The organism is Algoriphagus aurantiacus (assembly GCF_035156405.1).
GTDB classification, from domain to species: domain Bacteria; phylum Bacteroidota; class Bacteroidia; order Cytophagales; family Cyclobacteriaceae; genus Algoriphagus; species Algoriphagus aurantiacus.
On the sequence record NZ_JAXRUT010000004.1, the window covers coordinates 297,999 to 322,822 of the forward strand.

A 24,824-nucleotide genomic window follows, 5' to 3' on the forward strand; every position below is an offset into this window, starting at 1 on the left:
CCGGGACAGGCTGCTACGAAACCTAATGCAAATCCAGGTTTAACTTTTTGTAATTATTTAGGGTTTTCAATTGGATAAAATTGTATCTTAAGATGCTTAACTCCCCGAACCCATGGAAAAAGACCTTATCACCCAAGCTTTGCAGATGATTCACTTGCGGAATGGGAAAGACCTCAAAGAAGTTTCTCAGTACTTGAATATGAAGTATCGAGTGGATGTAGATCCGTTAGTTCTCCAAAGTCGCTTAAAGAAGTTAATACTTGAAGAAAAAGCCGTCGCATGATGGCTTTTTTTTTACCTCCTGAACTGCAGTGTGTAGATTAATTTCGTCCAAAACAGAAATTTTTAAAACACTCAATAAATCCTTGACTCAGATATCAAAATGCCATTTGTTGGAAAGTGAGCCTTATCATTTTAAATAATAATGAAGTAGAAGAGTTTGTAGTTGTTTGATTATCAGTATTTTTGAAATCCGGAATGAGGTTTAGTTTTTTTATTTGTGGCTTTGGTAAAAAATCAAACATGTTTTTTCTTAGTGACACTTTCTGTTTATAAACCCTTTCTTTAAAAATTGGGCTTCTTTTCAGTGAAATGCTAAGTCCGGAACTCTTGGAAATCCAACGCGTAAATGTATTTTAGAGAACTAATTCTAAAAAAACAACTGTCCCAATACTGTTACCTAATTTTAGTTGGCCATGAGCAAGGAAGATAAGACCGCATATTCCCAAGAAGAATTAAAAGAATTCGAGGGAATTATTTTAAAGAAACTTCAAAGTGCAAAAGAAGAACTGCACGGCTTGAAAGAGTCATTGAGTAAGAAAAATGATAGTGGCACTGACTACACAGCATCTACTTCAAAATTGCTGGAAGACGGAGCTGATACATTAGAGCGTGAGAGCCAAAATCAACTGGCTGCCAGACAGCAGAAGTTTATCATTAATCTTGAAAATGCTTTGATTCGGATAAAAAACGGAACCTACGGTATTTGTGTAGATACGGGTAAGCTTATCGCGAAAGAAAGACTGATGGCTGTACCTCACACTATGCATTCGATCGAAGCAAAACTTGCTAAGAAATAAGCGTTGGATTTTCTCCATAGGCATATTGAAGCATTGATTTTTTGTGCTCCAAATCCTTTACCCAAGGAGGAGATAGTTAAGTGCCTGAGTGAAATGTTTGAGGCTGAGATTCCTGATGATCATGTGAATCAAGCTATTCATGACTTGACCGAAAAATACCAGTCAGAGGATTTTTCCTTTCAACTGGAGCATTTGGGTGGGGGGTATCAATTTTTGACCAAACCTTCTTATCAAACCTCCATTGCTATTCTTCTTCGTCAGCAATCCCAGAAGAGACTGTCAACTGCACAGCTTGAGACCTTATCGATTATCGCCTACAAGCAACCTGTGACCAAGGGTGATATTGAGCAAATCCGGGGAGTGAATAGTGATTACTCCGTACAGAAGCTTTTGGAAAAAGAGTTGGTGGATATCAAGGGTAAGTCTGAGGGGTTGGGAAAGCCAATTCTGTATGGCACATCTAGCAAGTTTATGGAGTACTTTGGGATCAATTCGCTTTCTGATTTGCCTCAACCAAAAGATTTTTCTCAACCAGACAACCAGATCGGAGAGGAGCGAGATTAGTTAATACAGTTATCCACAATACCAGCATAGCAAAGTTTAGTAAATGAACCTCAGCCATTGATAAAAAACCTACGTGCAGTTACACGGAGATGCACACCTAATCAATTAGCTTTACTTTAGCCAGTTGAGCTATTAAGTACTTTTTGCCGGATTTCACTTCATGACACAAGACTCGCGTTCTTCGAGTTTCTCCCTTTTCAAATTCTCTTCCTGAAAGCAAAAATCGATTTCCAGGCTTTAGATCGGATAGAAAAACATTCCCTGGATTGATACTTTTATCATCGTATTTACTCATTTCCTTCATTAGAAAAAGATCCCTTGCTGAACTGGCTTTTGGGCTTTTCATATGCTTGCGCAAAGGAATGAGTAGATCAATAGGGAAGAAGCTGCTAGAAAGAACAGGAATCATTAATTGCTGAAAAGTTGATTTCCACTCAGCTCCATGCGGCGCAATTTCAATTCCAAACCTTACAAAGGCATGTAGATGTGCTACTTCATGAATGTAAGTTAGTAGAAACTGATAGGGGTTGAGATCCGCGTTGATGGTTATAGTCTGGATCTGTCGGTCTCTTCGGTACCTGAAGTCTCCCAATTTCGATTTGCGGGTAGCGGTAGTTTTGAATGAAAAAGGCTCTTTTTCCCAAAGTTCGACTGCATAATTGACAGCAGCAGATGGAAGCTTTTGTGCTAATATTTCCTTCAGTTTTTCAGAGCTACTCATACCGAAAAATACAAAAAAAAGTCCCGCAGATGCGGGACTCAATACATTTAGAAAAGGAAGAATTATTGAGCTGGCTCAACAACCTCGATAGTCTCTTCTACTACTACAGTAGTATCAGCTTCTTCGATAATGATTTCTTCCTCTACAGTTGGCTCTTCAACTACCTCGATAGTCTCAGTCTCTTCTTTAACTTCTTTGTTACCGCATGACGCTACAGCGAACATGCTAGCGATTGCGAAAATTGCAAATACCTTTTTCATTTTTTGTGGTTTTCTTAATTACTCTGCAAATGTATTACAGTTTTGATCAATAAAACAATAGATGATTAAATATATTTTATTTGTTTTTATAAATAATTTTTACTGGAACCCCCTCGAAATCAAAGTTTTCACGGAGTCTGTTTTCCAAGTATCTCGTGTAAGGAGATTTTATGTATTGGGGTAGGTTACAGAAAAACGCAAACACCGGGTTCTTGGTAGGAAGCTGAGTGGTATATTTAATCTTGATGTACTTGCCTTTCCATGCTGGCGGAGGGTATCTTTCGATTTCAGCGAGCATGACGTCGTTCAATTTGGAAGTAGGGATACGACGGGTTTTATTTTCATATACTTTCACCGCCAGCTCAATCGCCTGGAATATCCGCTGCTTTTCGATCACCGAAGTGAAGATGATTGGAATCCACTTATTTTCTCCCAATTTTTCCAACATATCATCTTTGATTTTCCCCATGGTTTTATGGTCTTTTTCAATCAAATCCCACTTGTTTACCATGATCATCACGCCCTTGTTGTTTTTGATGGCGAGGGAAATCAAGTTCATGTCCTGAGATTCAAGCCCTCGGGTGGCATCCACCATGACAATGACTACGTCTGATTCCTCCAAAGTTCTTAAAGAACGCATGACAGAGTAGAATTCCACATCCTCTGTTACCTTGGATTTTTTTCTGATTCCAGCAGTATCTGTGATGATAAAGTCTTGGCCAAAAAGCTGATACCTCGTATGGATAGAATCTCTTGTTGTTCCAGCTTCATCTGTGACAATTGAGCGGTCTTTACCGATTAGGGCATTCAGGAAGGATGATTTACCGACATTTGGTCTTCCAAGAATCGAAATCTTTGGCGTGTCTGCGTCTGGATCTTCTATTCCTTCATCTTCGAAATGTGTAATCATCTCATCTAAAAGCTCTCCAGTGCCACTACCACTGGCAGATGCGATTGGATAAACCTCAAAGTCGCTTACTCCCAATGCGTAAAACTCATGGGCAGCGAAGCTTTTCTCTTGATTGTCCGCTTTGTTAGCCACTACATAGATAGGTTTCTTGGTGCCTCGTAGTTCTTTGGCAAATTCACTATCCAGATCCGTAAGGCCCGTGTGGCAATCCACAATGAAAAGAATTACATCAGCTTCTTCGATGGCAAGTTTCACCTGCTTACGAATCTCAGCTTCGTACATATCTGTAGAGCCAGTTACGTATCCACCAGTGTCAATTACGGAGAAGAACTTACCGGCCCACTGCGCATGTCCATAGTGACGATCGCGAGTCACTCCGCTCATATTGTCTTCAATCGCCTTTCGTTCTTCTACCAGACGGTTGAAAAGAGTGGATTTGCCCACGTTAGGCCGTCCTACTATCGCTACTATATTTGCCATGATCAGGTTGGGTCGTACCCAAATTTTTTCAGTTTCAATTTATTTTTTCTCCAGTCTTGCTCCACCTTTACAAAGGTTTCTAGGAAGACTTTCTTGCCGAAGAACTTTTCTAGTTCTTCACGGGCTTGTATCCCCACTTTTTTTAGAGCTGCACCTTTGTCGCCTATGATGATGCCTTTTTGGCTATCTCTTTCTACATAGATTATGGCACGGACGCTGATAATATTTTTTTTCACTTTAAAGTCTTCTATGGAGACCTCAGAGCTGTAGGGGATTTCTTTTTTGTAATTCTCGAAGATTTTCTCACGGATAATCTCAGAGGCAAAGAACCGTTCGGATCGATCGGAAAGTTCCGCTTTGTCGTAAAAAGCAGGGTGCTCAGGAAGCCTATCCAGAATTTCCTGTATAATTTTTTCTGTGTTAAACTTTTCCCCTGCGGAAATCGGAATAACTAATTCAGATTTAATTCTTGAAGTCCAATAAGCGGTTATTTCTTCCAGTTGACCTGGCTTGGCTAAATCAATCTTGTTGATGACCAATAATACAGGAACGCCTGATTCGTTGATTTTCTCGATCACATGCTCAATATCTGCATCTGTCTCGAAAAGATCTGTGACAAAAAGAATGATGTCAGCATCTTCCAGGGAGATGTTTACGAAGCTCATCATGTTCTTCTGAAGTTCGTACTGAGGCTTGAGCATTCCTGGTGTATCCGAAAAAACAATTTGATAATTTTCGGAATTTGTCAATCCAATAATTCTGTGTCGGGTAGTCTGCGCTTTAGAAGTAATGATCGAAATACGCTCACCTACAAGGATATTCATCAATGTAGACTTGCCCACATTTGGTTTTCCTATGATGTTGACAAAGCCTGCTTGATGTTTTTGTGAATCCATTGTAGAAATTTTTTACGAAGGTACTTGATTTTGTAGAGTTTCTCCTTACCTTTGTACCACAATATCGGGGAAGGCTAGTCGCCAGAAGCGAAAATGTAAGCCAGAAGGGCTTTAAAGTCAGAAATTCTTAGAATTAAAATATATCGCGGGATGGAGCAGTTGGTAGCTCGTCGGGCTCATAACCCGAAGGTCACAGGTTCGAGTCCTGTTCCCGCTACTACGAAGCCGGTCAGAAATGATCGGCTTTTTTGTTGCTCAGAAGTTTGATTAGATTGAAATGAAACCCTTATTACCAATTCTCAATTCATCCTTGCCAACTTATTATACTTATTTCTGTACTCGATAGGAGTGAGTCCGGTGATCTTTTTGAAAGTAGTTCGAAATGCTTTGGTGTCTGAGTAGCCTACATCAAACATGACTTCGGTGATGTTTTTCATTGTAGTTTCAAAACTTCGTTTGGCGGCCTCGACTTTTACACGCTGAATATATTCGAGTACGGAATTATTGGTGACTCGCTTAAATCTACGCTCAAAACTTCTCCTGCCTAACGCCACTTGATCTGCGAGTACATCCACAGTTATACGTTCTTCGAGCTGTTTTTCTATGTATTCCTGCGCTTTTTTTACAGCCTCATCCTGATGGGATTTCTGGCCTTTGAATATGGAGAAAGCAGTCTGGCTATCTCTGTCTATGTCTATCGCGAAGTACTTAGCAGTTAATATTGCAATTTCCCTATCTGCATATTTTTCAACCATGTGAAGCAGTAAGTTCCAATAGGAATGAGCCCCGCCGCTGGAATATATCCCATTTTCCTCCGTCACGATAGCTCCGTCCAAAACTTCCACTTCAGGATAAAATTCTCGGAATTGATTTGCAAATCCCCAATGCGTAGAACATTTTTTACCATTTAGTAACCCTGTAGCGCCCAATAGGAAGGCACCTACGCAAAGCGATGCAATCTCTGTCCCTGCATTGTATTGTTCTTTTATCCAAGGAATATAGGCTTCGTTAGCCTCTACGGCCTGTTTCATGTCTCCGAAAAGTGCAGGGATCACCACTAGATCCGGAGGAGTAGCCGTAGGCAAAAGCTGATCTGGAAATACGGAATAGCGTTTGTTATTTAATTTGACTTCCGGGTTCAACCCCACGAGTTCAACATGAAAAAGAGGATCTCCTCCGGATTTGATCATGAAATCATTAACGGCAGAAAAACAATATTGGGGGTCCGCAATTGCTTGCAAAACAGATTGTTCCGGAACTAGAATAGCAATATTTTTCATAACTTGAATTTAATATTCCCTGTCGCAATTCGCCTATCATTTGTCTGAATTGAACAGTGTGAGTCGATCCCTTACTTGATAAATTTGTTAAGTAAATTTTTAAAAATAAACCAGAATATCATGACTACTACTCAAAAAACCAAAATTACCGTTCAAACAATTGTTGATGCACCTTTAGAAACTGTTTGGAACTACTTTACTCAGCCCAGCCACATCATCCATTGGAATAATGCTTCTCCTGATTGGCATACACCAAGAGCAGAAAATGACCTTCAGCCTGGTGGAAGCTTTACTTCCAGAATGGAGGCCAAAGATGGCAGTATGGGATTTGACTTTGAAGGTGTTTATCAGGAAGTGGAGAAGCATTCTTTTTACACTTACCTTATGGAAGATGGGCGGCATGTGAAAGTTTCCTTTAGGGAAGTACCTGATGGGGTAGAAATAACAGAGATTTTCGATGCTGAGATGGATAATTCGACTGAAATGCAAAAAGACGGTTGGCAGGCTATTTTGGAAAACTTCAAAACCTACACAGAATCATCGGCAAAATTGGTCAGGTTGCATTTTGAAATTTCGATCAAAAAGAGCCCTTCCGAGGTGTACAGAATTATGCTTGAGAAGCCTACCTACGAAGAATGGACGGATGTATTTTCCCCAGGATCAACTTATATAGGTACTTGGGAAGAGGGAAGTCAAATTCAATTTGTGTCCCAAGGGGAAGAAGGGAATCAAAATGGGATGGTTAGCAAGGTGGTTAAAAACGTACTTAACAAGCATTTGGATATAGAGCATCTAGGTGTACTAAAAGAAGGTGTAGAAGTATTGGAAGGAAAAGAAGTAGAAATGTGGAAGGGAGCTCATGAGAAATATACTTTTAAAGAGAATGGCACTGGGACTTTACTCTTGATTGACTTGGATTCCACCATGGAATTCGATGAATATTTTACTGGCATGTGGCCAAAAGCGCTTGACAAACTCAAAGAAATCTGCGAAAGAAATGGATAATAATCCCACTAGCACTCTTAATAACCCCATCTATCCCTGCTTGTGGTTTGATGGCAATGCAAAAGAAGCCGCTGAGTTTTACTGCTCTGTGTTTTCAGATTCTGCGATTGTAGACGAGAATCCGATGGTAGCTGTGTTCAGGTCATCAGATCAAAAGTTCATGTGTCTGAATGGTGGCCCGCAATTTAAATTTACCCCAGCTATTTCGTTTTTTACGATCATATCTGATGATGATGAAATGCAAGTGGTTTGGGATAAGTTGATAGAAAACGGCCGGGCCTTAATGCCATTGGATTCTTATCCTTGGAGTAAAAAGTACGGGTGGCTGCAGGATAGATTTGGAGTTACCTGGCAACTCACCATTGATAAACCTGAGGAAACCGATCAAAAATTCATTCCGGCCTTATTGTTTTCTGGGACTAATTTTGGCAAAGCTGAAGAGGCTATTAACTTCTATACCAGTATTTTTGGTGGTTCCGAAATCAAGTTCATTTCTAGATATGAAGCTGATGAACCTAATGGTCAAGATGGTAAAATCAACCATGCACAGTTTGAATTGAGCGGAAGAGTATTTGCGGCTATGGACAGCGCGATTGTGCATGATTTTGATTTCAATGAGGCTCTTTCCTTAGTAGTAGAATGCCGAGATCAAGCACAAATAGATTATTTCTGGGAGAAACTTTTGGAAGGTGGCAGGGAGGATCAGTGTGGCTGGTTGAAGGATAAATTTGGGGTTTCTTGGCAGATTGTACCTGAAATCCTTCCTGAATTAATGTCTGATTCAGAGCGATCCGAGCGCGTAGTTCAGGCTTTTATGAAAATGAAAAAGTTTGATATCGAGGAATTGAAAAACGCTTAAAAAGACTTTTAGTTTACCAGCAAAGTTATCCTGCTTCTCCAGAAGCAGGATTTATCTTTTTATAATGCTATAGTTGACCTACTGTTAAATAATGGATGTCATTCTAGTTTTTAACGAGTCTACTACGATACACCGTATAATCTTCCTGTTCTTCTTCTCCATTATACTTTTTCATCCACCAGATATCATCCCCGATTACTGAGAATTCATATGAGTTCATTTCTGGTAAGTCCAAAGGGATAATATCTCCCTTTTGAGTCACTACTACCGTTTTGGTTTTTGTTTCGATATTCAACTTCTTTCTTAATTCTTTGGAGACTTCATCTGCCATCACAAGTGCCAAATCACCTTTATCAGACGGACTTGGTTTGTAGCTGATCAGCAAGTCCTCTCCATATTTTTCCAAATTGATAATTTGGGATGGGTAGGGATTAATTTTGTAATCTGAAATCTTCGCAAAACTGACGACTCCTTTCTCAAACCCTTTGCCTGGTACAAATCCGTCTAGATCCAAGGGCGTCTTTTCTTTCAAAATTGGCTCCGCTCCTGACCAATCGTAGGTATAGATTATTGGCTCATTCTGAAATGCTATATATAGCATTTGGAATTTTTCATCATATGAAAATACAGGTCTGAAATCATTAAAGAAAAATACATTTCCATTTAAGAATTGAGAGCCTTCAGGGAATGGAAGAATAGTTTTGGTTTCCTCTGTTTCTAGTTCCGTCAGTAGTAAGGTTTTTCTTTTTTGGAGAAATTCAGGATCATAGTCACCGGTCGCCTCCTCAATTACATCAAGAGAATATAGTAGGTATTCCTTCCCTTCTTTTTCGATGACTTGATATGATTTGAAATGTGAGATAGATGCTCCCAGGCTCCACTGGCGCTGATGTATGCCAAAATTCTGGATCACTTCACCACTTTTCTTTAGCACTTTCAGGCCATTCATGATGTCCAATACGACCAAATTGCCTGCTTTGTCCTGCGTTATTTGTCCACTGGTATAAGAAAAAGAACCAGGCACATCGCCTGTTTTTTTCCATTTATCAACTGGGTTTCCGACTCTATCGAATACATAAATCTCACTGGAAATAACGTCTCTAAAAATCAAATGATCTTCGTCCGCAGTCTGAAACAAGAAACTTTTAGCCAAGATATCTCGGACAGTAACAGAATCTAATGTCTCCAGTTTATAGCTAGGTGGCTCATTTGTGATGTTTTCCGTCTGGCTATCTTTCGACTGACAAGAAAAAATCAGAAAAGCGAGATATGATAAAGATAGTTTAATCTTCATATAGGTAGTTTTAAGACTACTAGTATAAGAAAAAAAACTTTACCGATTACCGTAGGTCAATTACTTCTATGCCAGGATATTGTTTTGCATCAAAAACAAAATAGGAGGCTGGAAGATTTGCTTCAAGTTTCAGGTTTTTAAAGGTGTATGAAAACACTCCTCCTTGGCCATCAAACATTTCCCATCCGAGTAAATTTGAATTGCTTTTGTCAATCATCAGTTTGACCTGTTCGAAAGGCGCATTGTTTTTCTCTGCGAGCAATTCTACCACTAGCGCTGTTTTACCCTGAAATTGTTTCTCTTCGATCAGCTTATAGCTGTAGCCAGATTCGTAAATGCGGTAAATATTCGACGGGGTAAGTTCTCCTTCCATTTGGCCTGCATCGTTGATAGTCACTTCTTTGTAATTATCAGATTGGATAAAGGTCCAAACTGTTTTACCATCGTTATAGATTTCCTGATCTGGGAGTTTGAGGCGGTATTGATCGCCTCTGACAGCGATATCACCTGACTGTCGATCCCCAGGTCCTGAAGCATCTTGGAAAGTGAAGTCGAAGTTTGCTGTAAAACCATTCATTGCCTGAATCTTTTGACTCATGGCATCTAAAACAATTTTTGCTTTAGGGTCCTGTTGAGCTGTAGCTTCAAATGAGAATAGTAAGGCAAGAAAAAGCGTATAAATTAAGGGGATTTTTTTCATGGAAAGAGGCTGCTTGAACTAGTTGAACAGCTTTTACAAACTATTCAATAACCGTTCCAAACTAGCCTCGTCTTGAACAAGTACCTCTCGGGCTTTGGAACCTTCGAATGCGCCTACAATTCCCGCAGCTTCCAATTGATCAATGATTCTACCCGCACGGTTGTAGCCTAATTTCAGCTTTCTCTGAATTAAAGATGTACTTCCTTGCTGATGCATTACCAGGAGTCTCGCTGCATCATTGAATAGCGGATCTAAATCAGAAAAATCAACATCTCCAATCGAATTGTCAGAATCTTCACCTTCAAACTCTGGAAGTAAATAGGCGTCTGAATAGCCTTTTTGCTCGCCAATCCAATCACAAATTGAATCGACTTCAGGTGTATCCAAGAATGCACATTGAATCCGTGTTATTTCGGATCCATGCGATAAGAGCATATCTCCCATGCCTATCAATTGATCTGCTCCGCCGGTGTCGAGGATAGTCCGGCTATCGATTTTGGAGGTCACACGAAAAGAAAGGCGCGCCGGGAAATTCGCCTTGATAATACCTGTAATCACATTCACTGAAGGTCTTTGGGTAGCGACTACCAAGTGAATACCAATTGCTCTGGCAAGTTGTGCAAGACGTGCTATAGGGCCTTCGATCTCTTTACCAGCAGTCATCATCAAATCGGCTAATTCGTCAATTACCAAGACAATGTAGGGCATGAACTTATGTCCATTATCTGGATTGAGCTTGCGTGCGACGAATTTTGCGTTGTATTCCTTTAAATTTCTTGTGCCAGCGTCCTTTAATAAATTGTATCGATTATCCATTTCAATACAAAGAGAGTTCAGCGTGTAAATTACCTTTTTGGTATCGGTGATTATTGCTTCTTCCGCACCGGGAAGTTTGGCCAAGAAGTGTCTTTCGATCTTATTGAAAAGGGTTAATTCCACCTTCTTAGGATCTACAAGGACAAACTTTAATTGCGACGGATGCTTTTTGTAAATCAAAGAAGCCAAGATCATATTCAAGCCTACAGACTTACCTTGACCAGTTGCCCCAGCCATTAGTAAGTGAGGCATTTTTGCCAAATCAACAACAAAAACCTCATTGGAAATAGTCTTGCCCAAAGCAATAGGGAGGTCTTTATCTGAGCGCATGAATTTCTCCGTGCCTAAGACTGCACGAGCAGGAACCAGCTCTCTGTTTTTGTTAGGAACTTCGATACCAATTGTGCCTTTTCCCGGGATCGGAGCAATAATTCTAATCCCCAAAGCCGCCAAACTCAAGGCAATATCATCTTCCAGATTTTTGATTTTGGAGATTTTTACACCTGGTTCAGGAACTATTTCATACAGCGTAACAGTCGGGCCAATGGTCGCTTTGATTTCCTGAATTCCAATCTTGAAGTTTTCAAGAGTCTCTACAATCTTGTTTTTATTGTCTTCAAGTTCCTGTCGGCTAACTGTGACTTTTTGAACATCGTATTCATTGAGCAAGTCAAGCGTTGGGTATTTGTAATGTGGAAGGTCAAGAGTGGGGTCATAAGCGTCCAAATTCTCAACTTCCTCAGCAGTTTTTTCTTCCCCTATTGGCTTTACTACTGAAAAGTTTTTTGTTTCAGCTTTGTTTTGTGCCTCACGTTCTACTATTGGATCTAGAATATTGAGTTGAGGTACATCAAAAGCGATTTCCTCCTTTTTAGGCTTCGGTTTTGACTCCGGATTGAGTTCGATTGGTTCCTCTAGATTATCTTCTTTGATTACCCAAGAACTGCCGTCGTCATCGATTTCTTCCTCTATCTCTTCATCCTCTTTGAATGGGTTTTTCACAGGAGCAGCAGAAGCAGTATCTAGCTCATCCTCGGACAGGTCAGAATCGGAATCTTTGTTGCTAAACCAGTCTAATTTGTCAATATCAAAGAAGAATATGACAAAAATAAGCATGGATCCGCCCAGTAAAATGAACGTTCCCCAACTCAAGAAATCTGCTGATAGCTTAGCTAATTCGTATCCAAAACCGCCTGATAGAAAGCTCCAATAGGAATAGCCTTGGATCAAAATCACCACATATCCTGTCAATAAGCCAAGCCAGAATGTGAAGAAAAGTGCGAAGGTAGTGTATCGGGTAAGCGAAACCAGTGATATTTTGAAAGCCCACTTGAATCCCAATAAAAACAATAAGGGAGGAAATAAGAAAGCTGCTATTCCAAACCAGCGATAAATCATCCAATTGCCGGCCTGCGCCCCAAGATATCCCAGCCAGTTGGTAGATTCCCGGGCTGTTTGTCGAATCGCTTCGTCTGGGTTATTCATAACCAAACTCTGATCCGCAGGGCCATTCAGGAGATAGCTGATGAAAGCAATTAACAGAAAAATAGCGGTTGACATCAGTAAAATACCGAGTGTCAAGACAAGCTTGGTGGAATTAAACTTCCCAAATGAAAGGTTCGGTGCCTTGAAGCCTGCTCCTTTCTTTTTGGTGGGTTCTCCTTTTTTTCTAAAAGTATTGGTCCTTGGTGAATTGGTGGCCATGTATTCGATTCAAATCCGATTTAAGATAAGATTAATGAATTTAGATTGACAAATTACTGCGAAAAATGAGCCAATAATCCTTTTTTAATCTTTTTGATCAACCCAGGTCCCTCATAAATCATGCCCGAGTACACTTGAATCAAGCTGGCTCCAGCTTCAAGTTTTTCTATTGCATCCTCTGCCGAAAAGATTCCCCCCACTCCAATGATCGGGAAAGCTTTATTCGACTTTTCTGTAAGGTATCTGATTACTTCTGTACTTCTTTTGCTTAATACTTTTCCACTTACTCCTCCGGCTCCTATCGCCTCAACTTCAGCATCTGAGGTGCTCAATTGTGAACGATCTATTGTTGTGTTGGTCGCTATTACTCCATCGATTTTTGTTTCCTGTACGATTTCGATTATGTCATCCAACTGACCATCTGTTAAATCCGGTGCGATTTTCAACAGGATTGGTTTAGGATTAGGCTTGAGAGCATTTGCATTTTTCACCGCCTGGAGCAATGCTTTTAGCGGTTCCTTTTCCTGCAAATCACGCAAATTTGGCGTGTTTGGGGAGCTTACATTTACTACAAAATAATCTACGTGATCATGCAGAGCATCTAAGCAGAACATGTAATCTTCCACCGCATTTTCGTTTGGAGTGACTTTATTTTTGCCAATATTCCCGCCGACGAGCACAGTTGATTTACGCTTTTTCAATCGCTCTACAGCTTGGAGAGCGCCTCCATTATTGAAGCCCATACGATTGATCAGCGCTTCGTCTTGAGGAAGCCTGAAAAGTCGCGGTTGCGGATTTCCATCCTGAGGTTTGGGGGTCAATGTACCGATCTCGATGAAGCCAAAGCCGAGCATTGCCATTTCATCAATTACCTTGGCATCCTTGTCAAAACCAGCCGCCAATCCAACTGGATTCTTGAATTTCAGCCCGAATACTTCCCTTTCCAACCTTTTGTCTTCCAGTTTAAAAGTAGATTCTACAAGTGAACCAATAATTGGTAGGTTAAATGTAAGTCTTGTCAGCTTAACCGTCAGATGATGGGCATCTTCAGCTTTTTTTAAGAAAAAGAGGGGTTTGAGTAATGATTTGTACACGTAGGGTTGGATTGCGTTCGTGTGGCAAAGATACCGTTTTAAAAAAATTGAAGATTGGAAAATTGAAATCAATTTATTTTTACCGCAAAGACCACGGAGGATGACACAGAGTTCGCGATTTGTGTTTGGTTACAACCCGTTTGTGACAAATGAACGGTAGTGTCTGCTTAGTATATGTGAAGCAAAGGCTCCTGGCGGCTAACTTTTTTCCACTTGATGGTTGTCTGACTGAGCGAAGTCTTATAAGATCAAATTTGTTTTTCGTCGTGTCCAAATTTTCATTCTTGCTATTTTCCCTAAACCGTAAAAAAAGAGGCTGTCTCATAAGTAGGGACAGCCTCTAATTTGTACGGGTAGGTATCTGAGAAAAATTCCAAATACTCAAATGTCAGGCTGTTGATTTAAGTTATGAGACAACCTCTTCAAATTCTTAATATCCGGTTTAATTATCTAGCCGGTCTGTTGTTTGTTCCATCAACACGGAGTCTGTTTTCTCTGTTGGCTACGTCCCAAACCGTGTGGAAGATCAGTTTTGTTCTTTTTTCCAAAAGAGGGNCAAATTCTTAATATCCGGTTTAATTATCTAGCCGGTCTGTTGTTTGTTCCATCAACACGGAGTCTGTTTTCTCTGTTGGCTACGTCCCAAACCGTGTGGAAGATCAGTTTTGTTCTTTTTTCCAAAAGAGGGAATTCGATTTTGTCCACGGTATCAGTTACTTGGTGATAATCGTCGTGTACACCATTGAAGAAGAATGCAACTGGGATATTATGCTTCGCGAAATTGTAATGATCTGATCTGTAATAGAATCTATTTGGATCATCCTCAGCATCGTATCTATAATCCAGTATCAGGTCAGAATATGTGATGTTGTTGTATTCCAGGATTTTTTTCAAATCTGTAGAAAGCATTTCCGAACCGATCACATAGACGAAATCCGTGTTTTCAGCATCTTGATATTCATAATCAATTCTTCCCACCATATCAATGTTAATATTCACTACAGTGTTTTCCAAAGGGAAAATTGCGTTGTCAGAATAATATTCAGACCCTAAAAGACCTTTTTCCTCACCTGTTACATTCAGGAAAAGGATAGATCTTCTTGGTTTGATACCGTCTTTTGCAGCTGTAGCAAAAGCCTCAGCAATTTCCGTAACGGATACAGTTCCTGATCCATCATCATCAGCGCCGTTAAATACTTCGCCAGTGCTGCTCACACCTACGTGGTCGTAGTGAGATGAAATTACTACCAATTCATCCTTTTTGTCAGTTCCTTCAAGGTAGCCCATAACATTCGAGCTCTCCACTTCTTCAACTTTCTTTTCGATTTGGTAAGTGGCTTTCTGCGACTTGATTGACTCTGGATTTGTTTTTGCAGCTTCTTTCAAGTCTTCCACAGGAGTACCGAATAGCTCAGCCATTTTATCAGAGCTTACCATGAATACTGGCTTCTGCTCAACAGGCTTTGGGAAACCAACTCTTCCTTTTCCAGCTAAGCTTTGGTAGCGACCAGCAATTCGGTCAAAGTTTGCCTGACCTTCCATGCTTACAATCACAATACCGGCAGCACCTGCGTCCATTACTTGAGTCAACAGGTCATTCGATCTTACGCCCACAGCCCAAATTCCAACCAATTTGTCTTTCACGTCAACTTTAGCCAGATTTTCTTCCGAAACCAAACCTAGGAAAACAAGGTCGGTCTTTGCTGCTTTCTTCATGTCTCCATCACCAATGAAAACAAAATCTTCATTATTTACAAGTTTGTGTTTTCCTACTTTCAAAGAAACCTCTCCAAATGAAGAGCTAACTAGCTCAACTGGCTGTAGGTAACTTCCAGCTACAGGGCCTGATAATCCAATTTTCTTGTAAAAGTCTGCCAAGTAATTAGCGGCTACTTTTTGTTCTTCGGAGCCAGTGTCTCTACCTTTCATTTCGTCAGAAGCGAGGTAAGTAAGACGTTCTTTCAGGTCTCCAGCGGTGATCGTGTTGGCATATTTCACCTGTGCAGGTTGCTGTGCCAAGGAAGGTAGTGCAAGGCCAAGAGCCATTGCGCCCGTCAATAACAGACTTTTATTCATTAGTATATAGTTAGGTTTTTTTGAATTCAGATGGAAATTTCCTTGAGCTCGCTCCAAAATGTAGAGAAGTGAATAAAGGCTTGATTTCAATCTGTTGCATTTCAGGCGCTAAACTAGAGAATTTTTCTAGCCAACAATAAACCGCTTATATATTTTGATTGAACAAAAAGGAAATAATGGGGTTCATGAAAGCATTATCTTTCAATAAATTGTACCTTTGCACCTTGAAAAATCAGCCAATTTCAAACCCAAATAGTTCATCGTCTTTAACGTTCTTATATGAAGATCAATCTTTCTAATGCTGTCAAATTTGAGAGCAGACACAATGGCCCGACTGATGCAGAGATCACAGCAATGCTCGAGAAAATCGGAGCTTCAACTTTAGAGGAATTAATCAACCAAACTGTACCGAAGTCTATCCAACTGGAGCGCCCCTTGGATCTGCCGGCTTCGAAGCTGGAATCAGAGTTTCTGAAGGGTTTCAAAAAACTTGCATCAAAAAACAAAGTATTCAAGTCGTTCATAGGCTTGGGGTATTACGACACCTTAGTGCCGGGTGTGATTCTGAGGAACGTACTGGAAAACCCAGGATGGTACACCGCTTATACACCATACCAAGCGGAAATTGCACAAGGCAGACTGGAAGCTTTGATCAATTTCCAGACCGTAGTGATGGAGCTGACTGGAATGGAGCTTGCAAATGCATCTCTTCTGGACGAAGGAACTGCTGCCGCTGAGGCGATGAATATGCTTTTTGCGGTAAAACCAAGGGAGAAAAAGAACGCAACAAAATTCTTTGTTGACCAGAAAGTATTCCCTCAGACTAAAGCGGTATTAGAGACTAGAGCTGAGCCTGTAGGAATTGAGTTGGTTTTCGGATCAATAGAGTCTTTGGACTTGACAGACGAGAATCTTTTTGGGGTACTTTTCCAATATCCAGATGCAGACGGTGAAGCACGTGATTACACTTCTATTGTGGCTGCCGCAAAGGAAAATAATGTGACAACTGCTTTTGCTGCTGATTTGCTTGCGTTGACACTTTTGACAGCGCCAGGTGAAATGGGAGCTGATGTGGTAGTTGGTTCTTCTCAGCGATTTGGAGTGCCAATGGGCTACGGTGGACCGCATGCAGGTTTCTTCGCTACGAAAGAAGCGTATAAGCGTCAGATTCCAGGCCGAATCATTGGTGTTTCTCAGGATCGCGAAGGAAACAAAGCGTATAGAATGGCTTTGCAGACGCGTGAGCAACATATCAAAAGAGAAAAAGCAACTTCAAATATTTGTACTGCACAGGTTCTTTTGGCAGTGATGGCAAGCTTTTACGCAGTTTATCACGGGCCAAAAGGTCTGAAGAATATTGCGCTAAGAACTCATGGGCTTGCGAAACTTACCGCCAAAGCACTTGAGCAATTAGATTATAAGGTTTCCTCAAAGGATTATTTTGATACCATCAAAATAGCTATAGAAACCAAGTCACTTAATGCAATCCAATCTTTGGCACTTTCTGCGAAAATGAATTTCCGATATGATTACGACACAGTGTTCTTGTCTTTTGATGAAGCTAAGACATTGGAAGATATCGCTGCAGTTGTGGAGGTTTTTGCGAAAGCAAAAGGAGTGGAAGCCCCAGATCTTACAGCTTTGTATTCTGAGATTGAACTGGAATTACCAGAAGGTTTGGTGAGAAAGTCGGAATACTTGACTCATCCAGTATTTAATGATTTCCAGAGTGAGCATGAAATGCTTCGCTACATCAAGCGTCTTGAGAATAAGGATTTGTCATTGGTACACTCCATGATTTCTTTGGGCTCATGTACCATGAAGCTAAATGCAACAGCGGAAATGATCCCTGTGACTTGGCCTGAGTTTGGGCAAATGCATCCTTTTGCTCCAACCGATCAGACTGCTGGATATCAGGAGCTTTTCGCAAACTTGAGACATTGGCTGAATGAAATCACCGGTTTTGCAGATACTTCCCTACAGCCAAACTCTGGCGCTCAGGGCGAGTTTGCAGGATTGATGGTAATCCGTGCCTATCACCAGAGTAGAGGCGATCATCATAGAAATGTGGCATTGATCCCAACTTCCGCTCACGGCACAAATCCTGCTTCCGCTGTGATGGCTGGAATGAAAGTAGTTTTGGTAAAATGTGACGAAAAAGGAAACATTGATATTGAAGATTTGAAAGCTAAAGCAACAGCTCATTCAAATGATCTGTCAGCACTTTTAGTGACGTATCCATCCACACACGGTGTATTTGAAGTGGCTATCCAGGAAATCTGTGAAATCATTCACGAAAACGGTGGGCAAGTTTACATGGATGGAGCAAACATGAATGCTCAGGTTGGCTTGACTAGTCCCGGAAGAATCGGGGCTGACGTTTGTCACTTGAATCTTCACAAAACATTTTGTATCCCTCATGGTGGTGGTGGACCAGGCATGGGGCCTATCTGTGTCGCAAGTCATTTGGCACCCTTCCTTCCAGGTAATCCAATTGTGAAAGCGGGTGGAGAGCAGGCTGTATCGTCCATCTCGGCAGCACCTTATGGAAGCGCGAGTATTTTGCCTATCTCTTACGCTTACATCGCAATGATGGGCGGAGACGGTTTGAAGAATGCTACGATAATGGCAATTCTAAATGCCAATTACATCAAGGAGAGATTGAAAGATCATTTCCCTATTTTATATACGGGTACGCAGGGAAGAGCAGCACACGAGATGATCGTGGATTGTCGTGCGTTCAAGGAAGTGGGAGTGGAAGTAGAAGATATCGCCAAGCGATTGATGGATTATGGCTACCATGCGCCAACAGTTTCTTTCCCGGTTGCGGGCACGTTGATGATCGAGCCTACAGAATCTGAGACTAAGGCTGAATTGGATAAGTTCTGTGATGCGCTGCTTTCAATCCGTGCAGAGATCCAGGAAATTGAAGATGGAACCGCTGACAGGGTGGAAAACGTATTAAAAAATGCGCCTCACACCGCGATGATGGTTCTTACAGATAACTGGGACTTGCCTTATTCCAGAGAAAAAGCAGTTTACCCACTTAGTTATGTGAAAGAGAATAAATTCTGGCCAAGTGTACGTAGAATTGATTCTGCTTATGGAGACAGAAACCTGATTTGTAGCTGTATTCCTGTAGAAGATTACGCAAGCGAAGAAGTTTGATTTATTATCTGTGATGATGCGAATCATTACATAAAATGGAAGGCTGCCGATTGGCAGCCTTTTGTTGTTTACAGCAAAGGTAATTTATCATCTTCTGAAAGCTGGATTTCCAAGCCTCCGATTTTTGAGGCTACAAAATTATAAATGACAGCGCCCAATGCTCCAATTATAAAGCCCATAATTCCGTAAATAATTGGGAAGACAATTGCCATTCCAATACCCAAGCCAGCCCCTGAAACAGGGAGCTCATCGCCAATTATTCCAGAAAATATTGAGAAGAAAAGTGCATAAAAGATCCCGATTACAAATCCAAGGATGCCTAGAGTCAGTCCATAAATTTTAGCAGCAGAGGAAACTCCAATTTTTTCAATTTTTACCATTAGTTTAAAAGTTTAGTGTGAAAATAATAGCTTTAAACTATTAAAAAAATAGACATAAAAAAAGCACACCCGAAAGTGTGCTGTATTATGATTAGCTTAATATCTAGACGTTTACATGTCTTTCAGCGTGATAGGATGACCGTACTAAAGGTCCTGATTCTACGTATTTTAATCCTCTTGCCAGTCCTTCTTCTCTATATTCTGCAAAAAGATCTGGATGTATAAATTCGGCAACTTCAATATGCATTTTGGTAGGCTGAAGATATTGTCCCAGGGTCAGGATATCACAGCCATGCTCAGCAAGATCATCCATTGCTTTTAATACTTCTTCTTTTTTCTCTCCCAAACCAAGCATAATACCTGTTTTGGTTCTTTTACCAAACTCTTTGGTCAATTTAGTCTGTTCTAATGAGCGGGCATATTTGGCCTGTGGACGAACTCTTCTATAGAGACTCTCTACGGTTTCCATATTGTGAGAAACTACCTCTTGACCTCCGCTGATCATTCTATAGAGTGCATCCCAATTTGACTTCACATCAGGAATCAGCGTTTCTATGGTAGTAGCAGGGGAAAGTTCTTTAGTCTGAATGACAGTTTGATACCAAATCTCAGCGCCTTTATCTTTTAGCTCATCTCTATTTACAGAAGTTAATACCGCATGTTTTACTCCCATGAGTTTGATTGCTTCTGCCACCCGTCTTGGCTCATCAGTATCATACTCCGGCGGTCGGCCAGTGGCTACAGCACAAAATGAACAAGAGCGAGTACAGACGTTTCCTAAGATCATAAAAGTAGCCGTGCCAGCTCCCCAGCATTCACCCATATTCGGGCAATTGCCACTTTCGCAAATCGTGTGAAGCTTATGTTCATCTACCAGCTTGCGGACTTTGGCGTATTCTTTTCCTACAGGCAGCTTCACTCTAAGCCAGTCCGGCTTTTTTCTTCGAGTTGCTTCTTCGGAAATTACAGGTAATTCGATCATTGATTTCTGATTTGGTGCAAAGGTAACTCAGCAACGGGCAAAACCCAAGTTGACTTACTGTCTGAACCCGTAGAAAAAGGTAAAGTACACGGACTGGAACAACTGACGATTTTCTGTAGTTGGGATCAGGGGAATTTCTTTGGTAAAACCTTCGAGCATGTATCCAAGTTCCAATCCTGTTGCATTTGAGCGAAAAACCCCAAATTCAAACGATATTGCAGCTTTTAGATTAGCACCAAAAGCAAATTCTGATTGGCCAATACCTTCAAAAAGTCGACCAGTGCCTAAGATGTTAAATAGACTTTGATGTACTTCTGAGTCGTATTGTTCGCGCACAGTTTCTACACGATTCAGCGCATATTCTATGTAGTAAGGAGCTATTAAACCAAATGATGGACCCACGGCAGCTAATGCAGAAACTTGAACGCCTTGATTTGGAGCTTTTTTGAAAAGGATTATTTCGCGACCATATTGAGGCCTTATCGAATAGAGGTAGTTTGACTTTCCGAAAATATAGCTATTGCCCAGTACGGTGTTGTATCGAGTTTCCTTTGGGTTTTTAACATTGGAAAATTCCAAAGCCCAGAAGCTAAACTGCGTATCGTCAATTCGTGTTCCTGCTTTGAATACAAAACCACCAATCAATCCTCCATTTGTGTTTTTGTTGACACCGAACATGTATTCCTTATCGTATTCGTAATTGCCTATGTCTTCTCTTTGAGCAAATGATTCAATCGAAAAGGTGAATAACAGAAGTGGTAAAATGAATTTCAGCTTGTTCATTCGAGTTGGTCGAAAATATAGCCCTATTTTTGGGTGTTAGTATTTTAACTGATTTTAAAAATAAGAGTTTATGCCCACTATAAAAAGTTCATATTTAGGGAATTTGAGAACGGAATCTGAGCACCTGCAATCAGGAGTAAAAATTCTGTCAGATGCTCCAGTAGATAATAATGGAAAAGGAGAGGCTTTTTCCCCGACTGATTTGGTAGCCAGTGCATTAGGGAGTTGCATGATGACGATCATGGGAATTATTGCAAATAGAGATTCTGTTTCCTTGGACAGTATGACGTGGGAGGTGACCAAAATAATGCAGGCATCGCCACGAAAAATAAGTGAAATCATTATTGATTTTCGTTGGGATAATCCTGTAGATGATGCTGCAATGATCCAAAAATTGAAAAATGCAGCCAAGACATGTCCTGTGGCCATAAGCTTGGATCCTGAGATCAAGCAGACATTAAATTTCGATTTCTGAGCATAAAAGTAGTTGCTCAACATTTTAAAAGTATATAAACCCATCTTGTATGAGCTATTTATTTGAATCTTTCAAGGGCTGGAAAAGCTATTGTGAAGAAAGAAAAATATCATTACCTGAATCAGTGATCGAATATGAAGTAGATCAGAAAAATGGTGCAAATGATCACATCAAAGCAGGTCTTCTGCAGGCTTATGGTGTAATGAAAGATGCTGTGAAAACTGGTTTGGAAGAAGAAATGACTTCACGCTCCGGAATGATTAATAACGGCGCGAAGAAAGTTTATAACCATCCTTTATCAGTGCTTTCTCCAGAATTTCAGAAATTAATTTCGCGGGCATTAGCTGCAAAAGAAGTCAATTCCTGCATGGGTAGAGTGGTGGCAGCACCTACTGCCGGTGCAAGCGGAATTCTCCCAGGGACATTGGTTACACTTCAAGAAATCCATGGATTGAGCGACGATCAAATCGTCGAAGGTCTTTTAGTAGGAGCAGGTATTGCTTTGATTATTGAGGAAAAGGCAAGTTTGGCTGGTGCGGTTGGAGGTTGTCAGGCCGAAACTGGTTCAGCAGCCGCGATGGCTTCCGGCGCGATTGTGTATTGCTTAGGAGGAAATACAGATCAGATTTTCAATGCAGTTGCGGTCACTATTCAATGCATGCTGGGATTAATTTGTGATCCAGTGGCAGGATTGGTAGAAGTCCCTTGCGTAGTTCGAAATGCCAGTGCAGCAGCCATAGCATTCAGTTCTGCGCAGATAGCTTTGGCAAATGTCAGCGCAGTAATTCCTGTGGATGAATGTGTGGAGGCAATGGGAGAAGTAGGAGCTTCAATGGAAAGCAGGTATAAGGAGACTGCTATGGGTGGGTTAGCTGCTACTTTGACTGGACAGACTATTGCAGAGCGCGTCTTGATAAAGGATATTGAAATCTTACCTGATGACGATCTAGACGAATAAGCTGTTGACAAATGGGATTGCAAGAAGCTGATCAATACTTAAACTGATCACTACAGCCCAAAGACATGCGCTCCATAACATATGGAAATAAATATGTCTTTTTTTAACTCCAAAAGACACCATAATTAGCGTTCCACCAATTGGCGTAAAAAGGAGTGGAGTAAAGAAAGCAATACCTATTTCGCCATATTTTTTCCAAAGTTGAACTAACCTTCTATTCTTTTTAGAGAATACAAGTTTGGGTTTAGAAGGGAATTTTCTTGTAAAAAGCGATTTGATTTTTGACCCAATAAGCGTAAAAATGATCACACTGGTCATCATTCCCGCAATAGTTACTAAGACGTTTTGCAATACACTATACCCTGCTGCTGATCCTAATATTGGTCCAGCAAGAAACTTGAACCAACATAGAAAGTAGATTCCAAGAAGGGTTAGAATATTTTCCATCATAATAGGAAATACAAATAGGCAAAGTAGCTGAGTAAGAGGAGAGATCCTTCAACTTTAGAAATCCGCATCTTTGTACGCATCAACACGAATAAGAGGAGAGTAATTCCCAGCATCCATAGGAAATCTGAATCAATAAACTCTTGTGATACTCCTATCGGCTTAATGATCGCCGTGAGGCCGATTATAGATAGAATATTCATGATATTACTACCAAGAATATTTCCTAATGCTAAATCCGTTCTCTTAGATAAAGCCGCTATTATTGAGGTGATTAGCTCCGGTAAGCTTGTGCCGATAGCTATAATAGTCACTCCAATAATTCGTTCTGAAACGCCGAACTCTCTGGAGATCTTCACGGCATTTGTGACTAATAGTTCAGACCCAAAGTATAATCCTACTACCCCGCCCACAAATAAGGCAATGGATGCAAACCAAGAGTAATTTTTTACCTGCTCTATTTCTTCTTCTACCTCTGTATTGTCTATTAAGTTGACGTCAGGACTTTTGAAAAGATAGACATTGAATGCTATGAATAGTCCAAAAAGTAAGATACCTTCCCAAAATCCAATGAGACCGTTATAGCCTAATCCATAAAAAAGAATTGACATAAGTAAGGTGACTAGGTAATCAACCCGGATATGACTTCTCTTAATCAGGATAGGGTAAAATATCCCGCTTATTCCAAGCACCAATGCAATATTAGCAATATTGGATCCTATGACATTTCCAATTGAAATGTCACTATTCCCTTTGAGCGCAGCATTTACGCTCACTAGTAACTCCGGCGCTGATGTGCCAAATGCAACTACAGTCATCCCAATTAATCCTGCACTCATCCCCAGCTTTACTGCCATTGCGGAGGCGCCGTCCACTAAGATTTTTCCTCCATAAAGAAGAATGACCAAACCAAGAAATAAGAGGAAGTAAGGGAGCATGAAGTAATTAAAGTTTTGGGCCAAAAGCAAGATCGCCCGCATCGCCTAGTCCAGGGACAATGTATGATCGGTGATTTAATTTCTCGTCGATAGCTCCGACCCAAAGTGAATGAATGCAAGGGGCATTTTCTTTGATGTATTGGATGCCCTCAGGAGCAGCGATGACTGAAGCTATATGAATATGCTTTGGTGTACCGTGCGAAAGAATCGTATTGATTGATTCTACTAATGATTTACCTGTAGCCAGCATAGGATCTGCGAGAATGATAACTCTCCCTTCTAGGCTTGGACTAGCGTGATAACCCAACTGAACCGTGATTTCTCCAGGCTGACTTTCATCTCGAAAAGCACCAATAAATCCGCTATCTGCTTGGTCGAAATAATTCAAGAAACCATTGTAAAATGGTAGTGACGCTCTCATTACAGATATGATAACTGGTTGTTCAATTGGTTTTAATGCGGAAGTTGAGGTAAGTGGAGTTTCAATTTCCTCAGAAATGTATTCAAAAGATTTTGAGATTTCATAGGCCAATAGTTCACCCATTCGCTCCAAATTTCTACGAAAGCGCATTCGGTCACTTTGAATACGTATGTCTCTCATTTCACGAAGGAAATGATTTGCTATAGATGGGGTATCAGATAGAACAAACATGGTGCGAAGATAAAATAAAAACCCGGCTCATTGGAACCGGGTTTTAGTTAAGACCGAAATAATAGTTACTTCACTTCGAAGCTAGCTCTTCTAGCCATTTGTCTTGCATCTGCAGAAGACTTATCAACGCTAGTGTCTTCACCGTAACCTTTGTATGAAAGCCTAGAAGCATCTACTCCCGAAGCTACCAAGATGTCATAAACTGACTTAGCTCTTCTTTCAGAAAGTTTCATGTTATAATCTTCAGGACCCAATTCGTCAGCATATCCTTTGATCTCTACACTTACACCTGGATTCTTTTTC

25 protein-coding genes and 1 tRNA gene are annotated in these 24,824 nt (G+C 40.7%); 9 read left to right on the top strand and 17 right to left on the bottom strand.

What is annotated here, in order from left to right; translation table 11 throughout:
* Window positions 1-112: 112 nt before the first annotated feature.
* The 3 genes from SYJ56_RS06510 (at window position 113) to scpB (ending at window position 1,643) form a co-directional block, all read left to right on the top strand.
* Complete coding sequence (locus SYJ56_RS06510; protein WP_323832830.1) at window positions 113-283, top strand: hypothetical protein; 171 nt, start codon at window positions 113-115, stop codon at window positions 281-283.
* A gap of 412 nt (window positions 284-695) precedes the next feature.
* On the top strand, window positions 696-1,079 hold the full coding sequence (locus SYJ56_RS06515) for a TraR/DksA family transcriptional regulator (protein WP_323832831.1): 384 nt from the start codon (window positions 696-698) through the stop codon (window positions 1,077-1,079).
* A 3-nt stretch (window positions 1,080-1,082) separates the two neighbouring features.
* Window positions 1,083-1,643, top strand: coding sequence for an SMC-Scp complex subunit ScpB (scpB, locus tag SYJ56_RS06520; RefSeq protein ID WP_323832832.1), 561 nt, complete (start codon window positions 1,083-1,085; stop codon window positions 1,641-1,643).
* A 97-nt stretch (window positions 1,644-1,740) separates the two neighbouring features.
* Here scpB and SYJ56_RS06525 read toward each other — a convergent pair whose 3' ends face one another.
* The 4 genes from SYJ56_RS06525 to era form a co-directional block, all read right to left on the bottom strand.
* Window positions 1,741-2,364, bottom strand: coding sequence for a SprT-like domain-containing protein (locus SYJ56_RS06525; protein WP_323832833.1), 624 nt, complete (start codon window positions 2,362-2,364; stop codon window positions 1,741-1,743).
* Window positions 2,365-2,426: 62 nt separating this feature from the next.
* Window positions 2,427-2,624, bottom strand: a complete 198-nt coding sequence (locus SYJ56_RS06530; protein WP_323832834.1) for a hypothetical protein — start codon at window positions 2,622-2,624, stop codon at window positions 2,427-2,429.
* 76 nt (window positions 2,625-2,700) lie between these two features.
* Window positions 2,701-4,014: a ribosome biogenesis GTPase Der gene (gene der / locus SYJ56_RS06535; protein ID WP_323832835.1), complete on the bottom strand. Its 1,314-nt coding sequence runs from the start codon at window positions 4,012-4,014 to the stop codon at window positions 2,701-2,703.
* A gap of 2 nt (window positions 4,015-4,016) precedes the next feature.
* Entirely contained in the window at window positions 4,017-4,910 is an 894-nt protein-coding gene (era, locus tag SYJ56_RS06540; RefSeq protein WP_323832836.1) for a GTPase Era, read from the bottom strand.
* A gap of 144 nt (window positions 4,911-5,054) precedes the next feature.
* On the opposite strand from era, the gene SYJ56_RS06545 reads away from it, so the two are divergent.
* A tRNA-Met gene (locus tag SYJ56_RS06545) sits at window positions 5,055-5,127 on the top strand.
* Between the two features lie 82 nt (window positions 5,128-5,209).
* Here the strand turns inward: SYJ56_RS06545 and SYJ56_RS06550 are convergent.
* Complete coding sequence (locus tag SYJ56_RS06550; RefSeq protein ID WP_323832837.1) at window positions 5,210-6,190, bottom strand: GlxA family transcriptional regulator; 981 nt, start codon at window positions 6,188-6,190, stop codon at window positions 5,210-5,212.
* Window positions 6,191-6,310: 120 nt separating this feature from the next.
* Here SYJ56_RS06550 and SYJ56_RS06555 point away from each other — a divergent pair, with 120 nt between their 5' ends.
* Window positions 6,311-7,195, top strand: coding sequence for an SRPBCC domain-containing protein (locus SYJ56_RS06555; protein ID WP_323832838.1), 885 nt, complete (start codon window positions 6,311-6,313; stop codon window positions 7,193-7,195).
* The gene (locus SYJ56_RS06560; protein ID WP_323832839.1) at window positions 7,188-8,054 is read left to right on the top strand and encodes a VOC family protein; all 867 of its coding nucleotides are present in this window, start codon (window positions 7,188-7,190) and stop codon (window positions 8,052-8,054) included. Before SYJ56_RS06555 ends, SYJ56_RS06560 begins: the two co-directional genes overlap by 8 nt.
* A 103-nt stretch (window positions 8,055-8,157) precedes the next feature.
* Here the strand turns inward: SYJ56_RS06560 and SYJ56_RS06565 are convergent, their stop codons facing one another.
* The 5 genes from SYJ56_RS06565 to SYJ56_RS06585 form a co-directional block, all read right to left on the bottom strand.
* Entirely contained in the window at window positions 8,158-9,348 is a 1,191-nt protein-coding gene (locus SYJ56_RS06565; protein WP_323832840.1) for an NHL repeat-containing protein, read from the bottom strand.
* A gap of 46 nt (window positions 9,349-9,394) precedes the next feature.
* A complete protein-coding gene (lolA1, locus tag SYJ56_RS06570) occupies window positions 9,395-10,048 on the bottom strand; it encodes an outer membrane lipoprotein periplasmic chaperone LolA1 (RefSeq protein ID WP_323832841.1) in 654 nt (217 codons plus the stop codon).
* Window positions 10,049-10,081: 33 nt separating this feature from the next.
* Entirely contained in the window at window positions 10,082-12,568 is a 2,487-nt protein-coding gene (locus SYJ56_RS06575) for an FtsK/SpoIIIE family DNA translocase (protein ID WP_323832842.1), read from the bottom strand.
* 53 nt (window positions 12,569-12,621) lie between these two features.
* Entirely contained in the window at window positions 12,622-13,662 is a 1,041-nt protein-coding gene (locus tag SYJ56_RS06580; protein ID WP_323832843.1) for a quinone-dependent dihydroorotate dehydrogenase, read from the bottom strand.
* A gap of 579 nt (window positions 13,663-14,241) precedes the next feature.
* The gene (locus SYJ56_RS06585) at window positions 14,242-15,738 is read right to left on the bottom strand and encodes a M28 family peptidase (protein WP_323832844.1); all 1,497 of its coding nucleotides are present in this window, start codon (window positions 15,736-15,738) and stop codon (window positions 14,242-14,244) included.
* 279 nt (window positions 15,739-16,017) lie between these two features.
* Between SYJ56_RS06585 and gcvP the strand changes: the two genes are divergently transcribed.
* Complete coding sequence (gene gcvP / locus SYJ56_RS06590; protein WP_323832845.1) at window positions 16,018-18,906, top strand: aminomethyl-transferring glycine dehydrogenase; 2,889 nt, start codon at window positions 16,018-16,020, stop codon at window positions 18,904-18,906.
* A gap of 68 nt (window positions 18,907-18,974) precedes the next feature.
* On the opposite strand, the gene SYJ56_RS06595 is transcribed toward gcvP, so the two are convergent.
* The 3 genes from SYJ56_RS06595 to SYJ56_RS06605 all read right to left on the bottom strand — a co-directional run bounded on the left by SYJ56_RS06595 (window position 18,975) and on the right by SYJ56_RS06605 (window position 21,051).
* Window positions 18,975-19,286 (bottom strand): DUF3566 domain-containing protein, encoded by a 312-nt coding sequence (locus SYJ56_RS06595; RefSeq protein ID WP_323832846.1) that lies wholly within the window; start codon window positions 19,284-19,286, stop codon window positions 18,975-18,977.
* A 103-nt stretch (window positions 19,287-19,389) separates the two neighbouring features.
* Window positions 19,390-20,268 carry a lipoyl synthase gene (gene lipA, locus SYJ56_RS06600; RefSeq protein WP_323832847.1) on the bottom strand — a complete coding sequence of 293 codons (879 nt, stop codon included), beginning with the start codon at window positions 20,266-20,268 and terminating at the stop codon, window positions 19,390-19,392.
* Window positions 20,269-20,322: 54 nt separating this feature from the next.
* The gene (locus SYJ56_RS06605) at window positions 20,323-21,051 is read right to left on the bottom strand and encodes a hypothetical protein (protein WP_323832848.1); all 729 of its coding nucleotides are present in this window, start codon (window positions 21,049-21,051) and stop codon (window positions 20,323-20,325) included.
* Window positions 21,052-21,121: 70 nt separating this feature from the next.
* Between SYJ56_RS06605 and SYJ56_RS06610 the strand changes: the two genes are divergently transcribed.
* Together SYJ56_RS06610 and sdaAA are read left to right on the top strand one after the other, a co-directional pair.
* On the top strand, window positions 21,122-21,526 hold the full coding sequence (locus SYJ56_RS06610) for an OsmC family protein (protein WP_323832849.1): 405 nt from the start codon (window positions 21,122-21,124) through the stop codon (window positions 21,524-21,526).
* 49 nt (window positions 21,527-21,575) lie between these two features.
* Entirely contained in the window at window positions 21,576-22,484 is a 909-nt protein-coding gene (gene sdaAA / locus SYJ56_RS06615) for an L-serine ammonia-lyase, iron-sulfur-dependent, subunit alpha (protein ID WP_323832850.1), read from the top strand.
* Here sdaAA and SYJ56_RS06620 read toward each other — a convergent pair.
* From SYJ56_RS06620 to SYJ56_RS06635, 4 genes are all read right to left on the bottom strand, one after another.
* Window positions 22,473-22,931 (bottom strand): hypothetical protein, encoded by a 459-nt coding sequence (locus tag SYJ56_RS06620; RefSeq protein WP_323832851.1) that lies wholly within the window; start codon window positions 22,929-22,931, stop codon window positions 22,473-22,475. The genes sdaAA and SYJ56_RS06620 overlap by 12 nt on opposite strands.
* A complete protein-coding gene (locus SYJ56_RS06625; RefSeq protein ID WP_323832852.1) occupies window positions 22,931-23,869 on the bottom strand; it encodes a calcium/sodium antiporter in 939 nt (312 codons plus the stop codon). Before SYJ56_RS06625 ends, SYJ56_RS06620 begins: the two co-directional genes overlap by 1 nt.
* Window positions 23,870-23,876: 7 nt before the next feature.
* Entirely contained in the window at window positions 23,877-24,521 is a 645-nt protein-coding gene (upp, locus tag SYJ56_RS06630) for a uracil phosphoribosyltransferase (protein WP_323832853.1), read from the bottom strand.
* A 65-nt stretch (window positions 24,522-24,586) separates the two neighbouring features.
* Window positions 24,587-24,824: OmpA family protein (locus SYJ56_RS06635; protein WP_323832854.1), on the bottom strand; the 238-nt coding region annotated here is incomplete at its 5' end.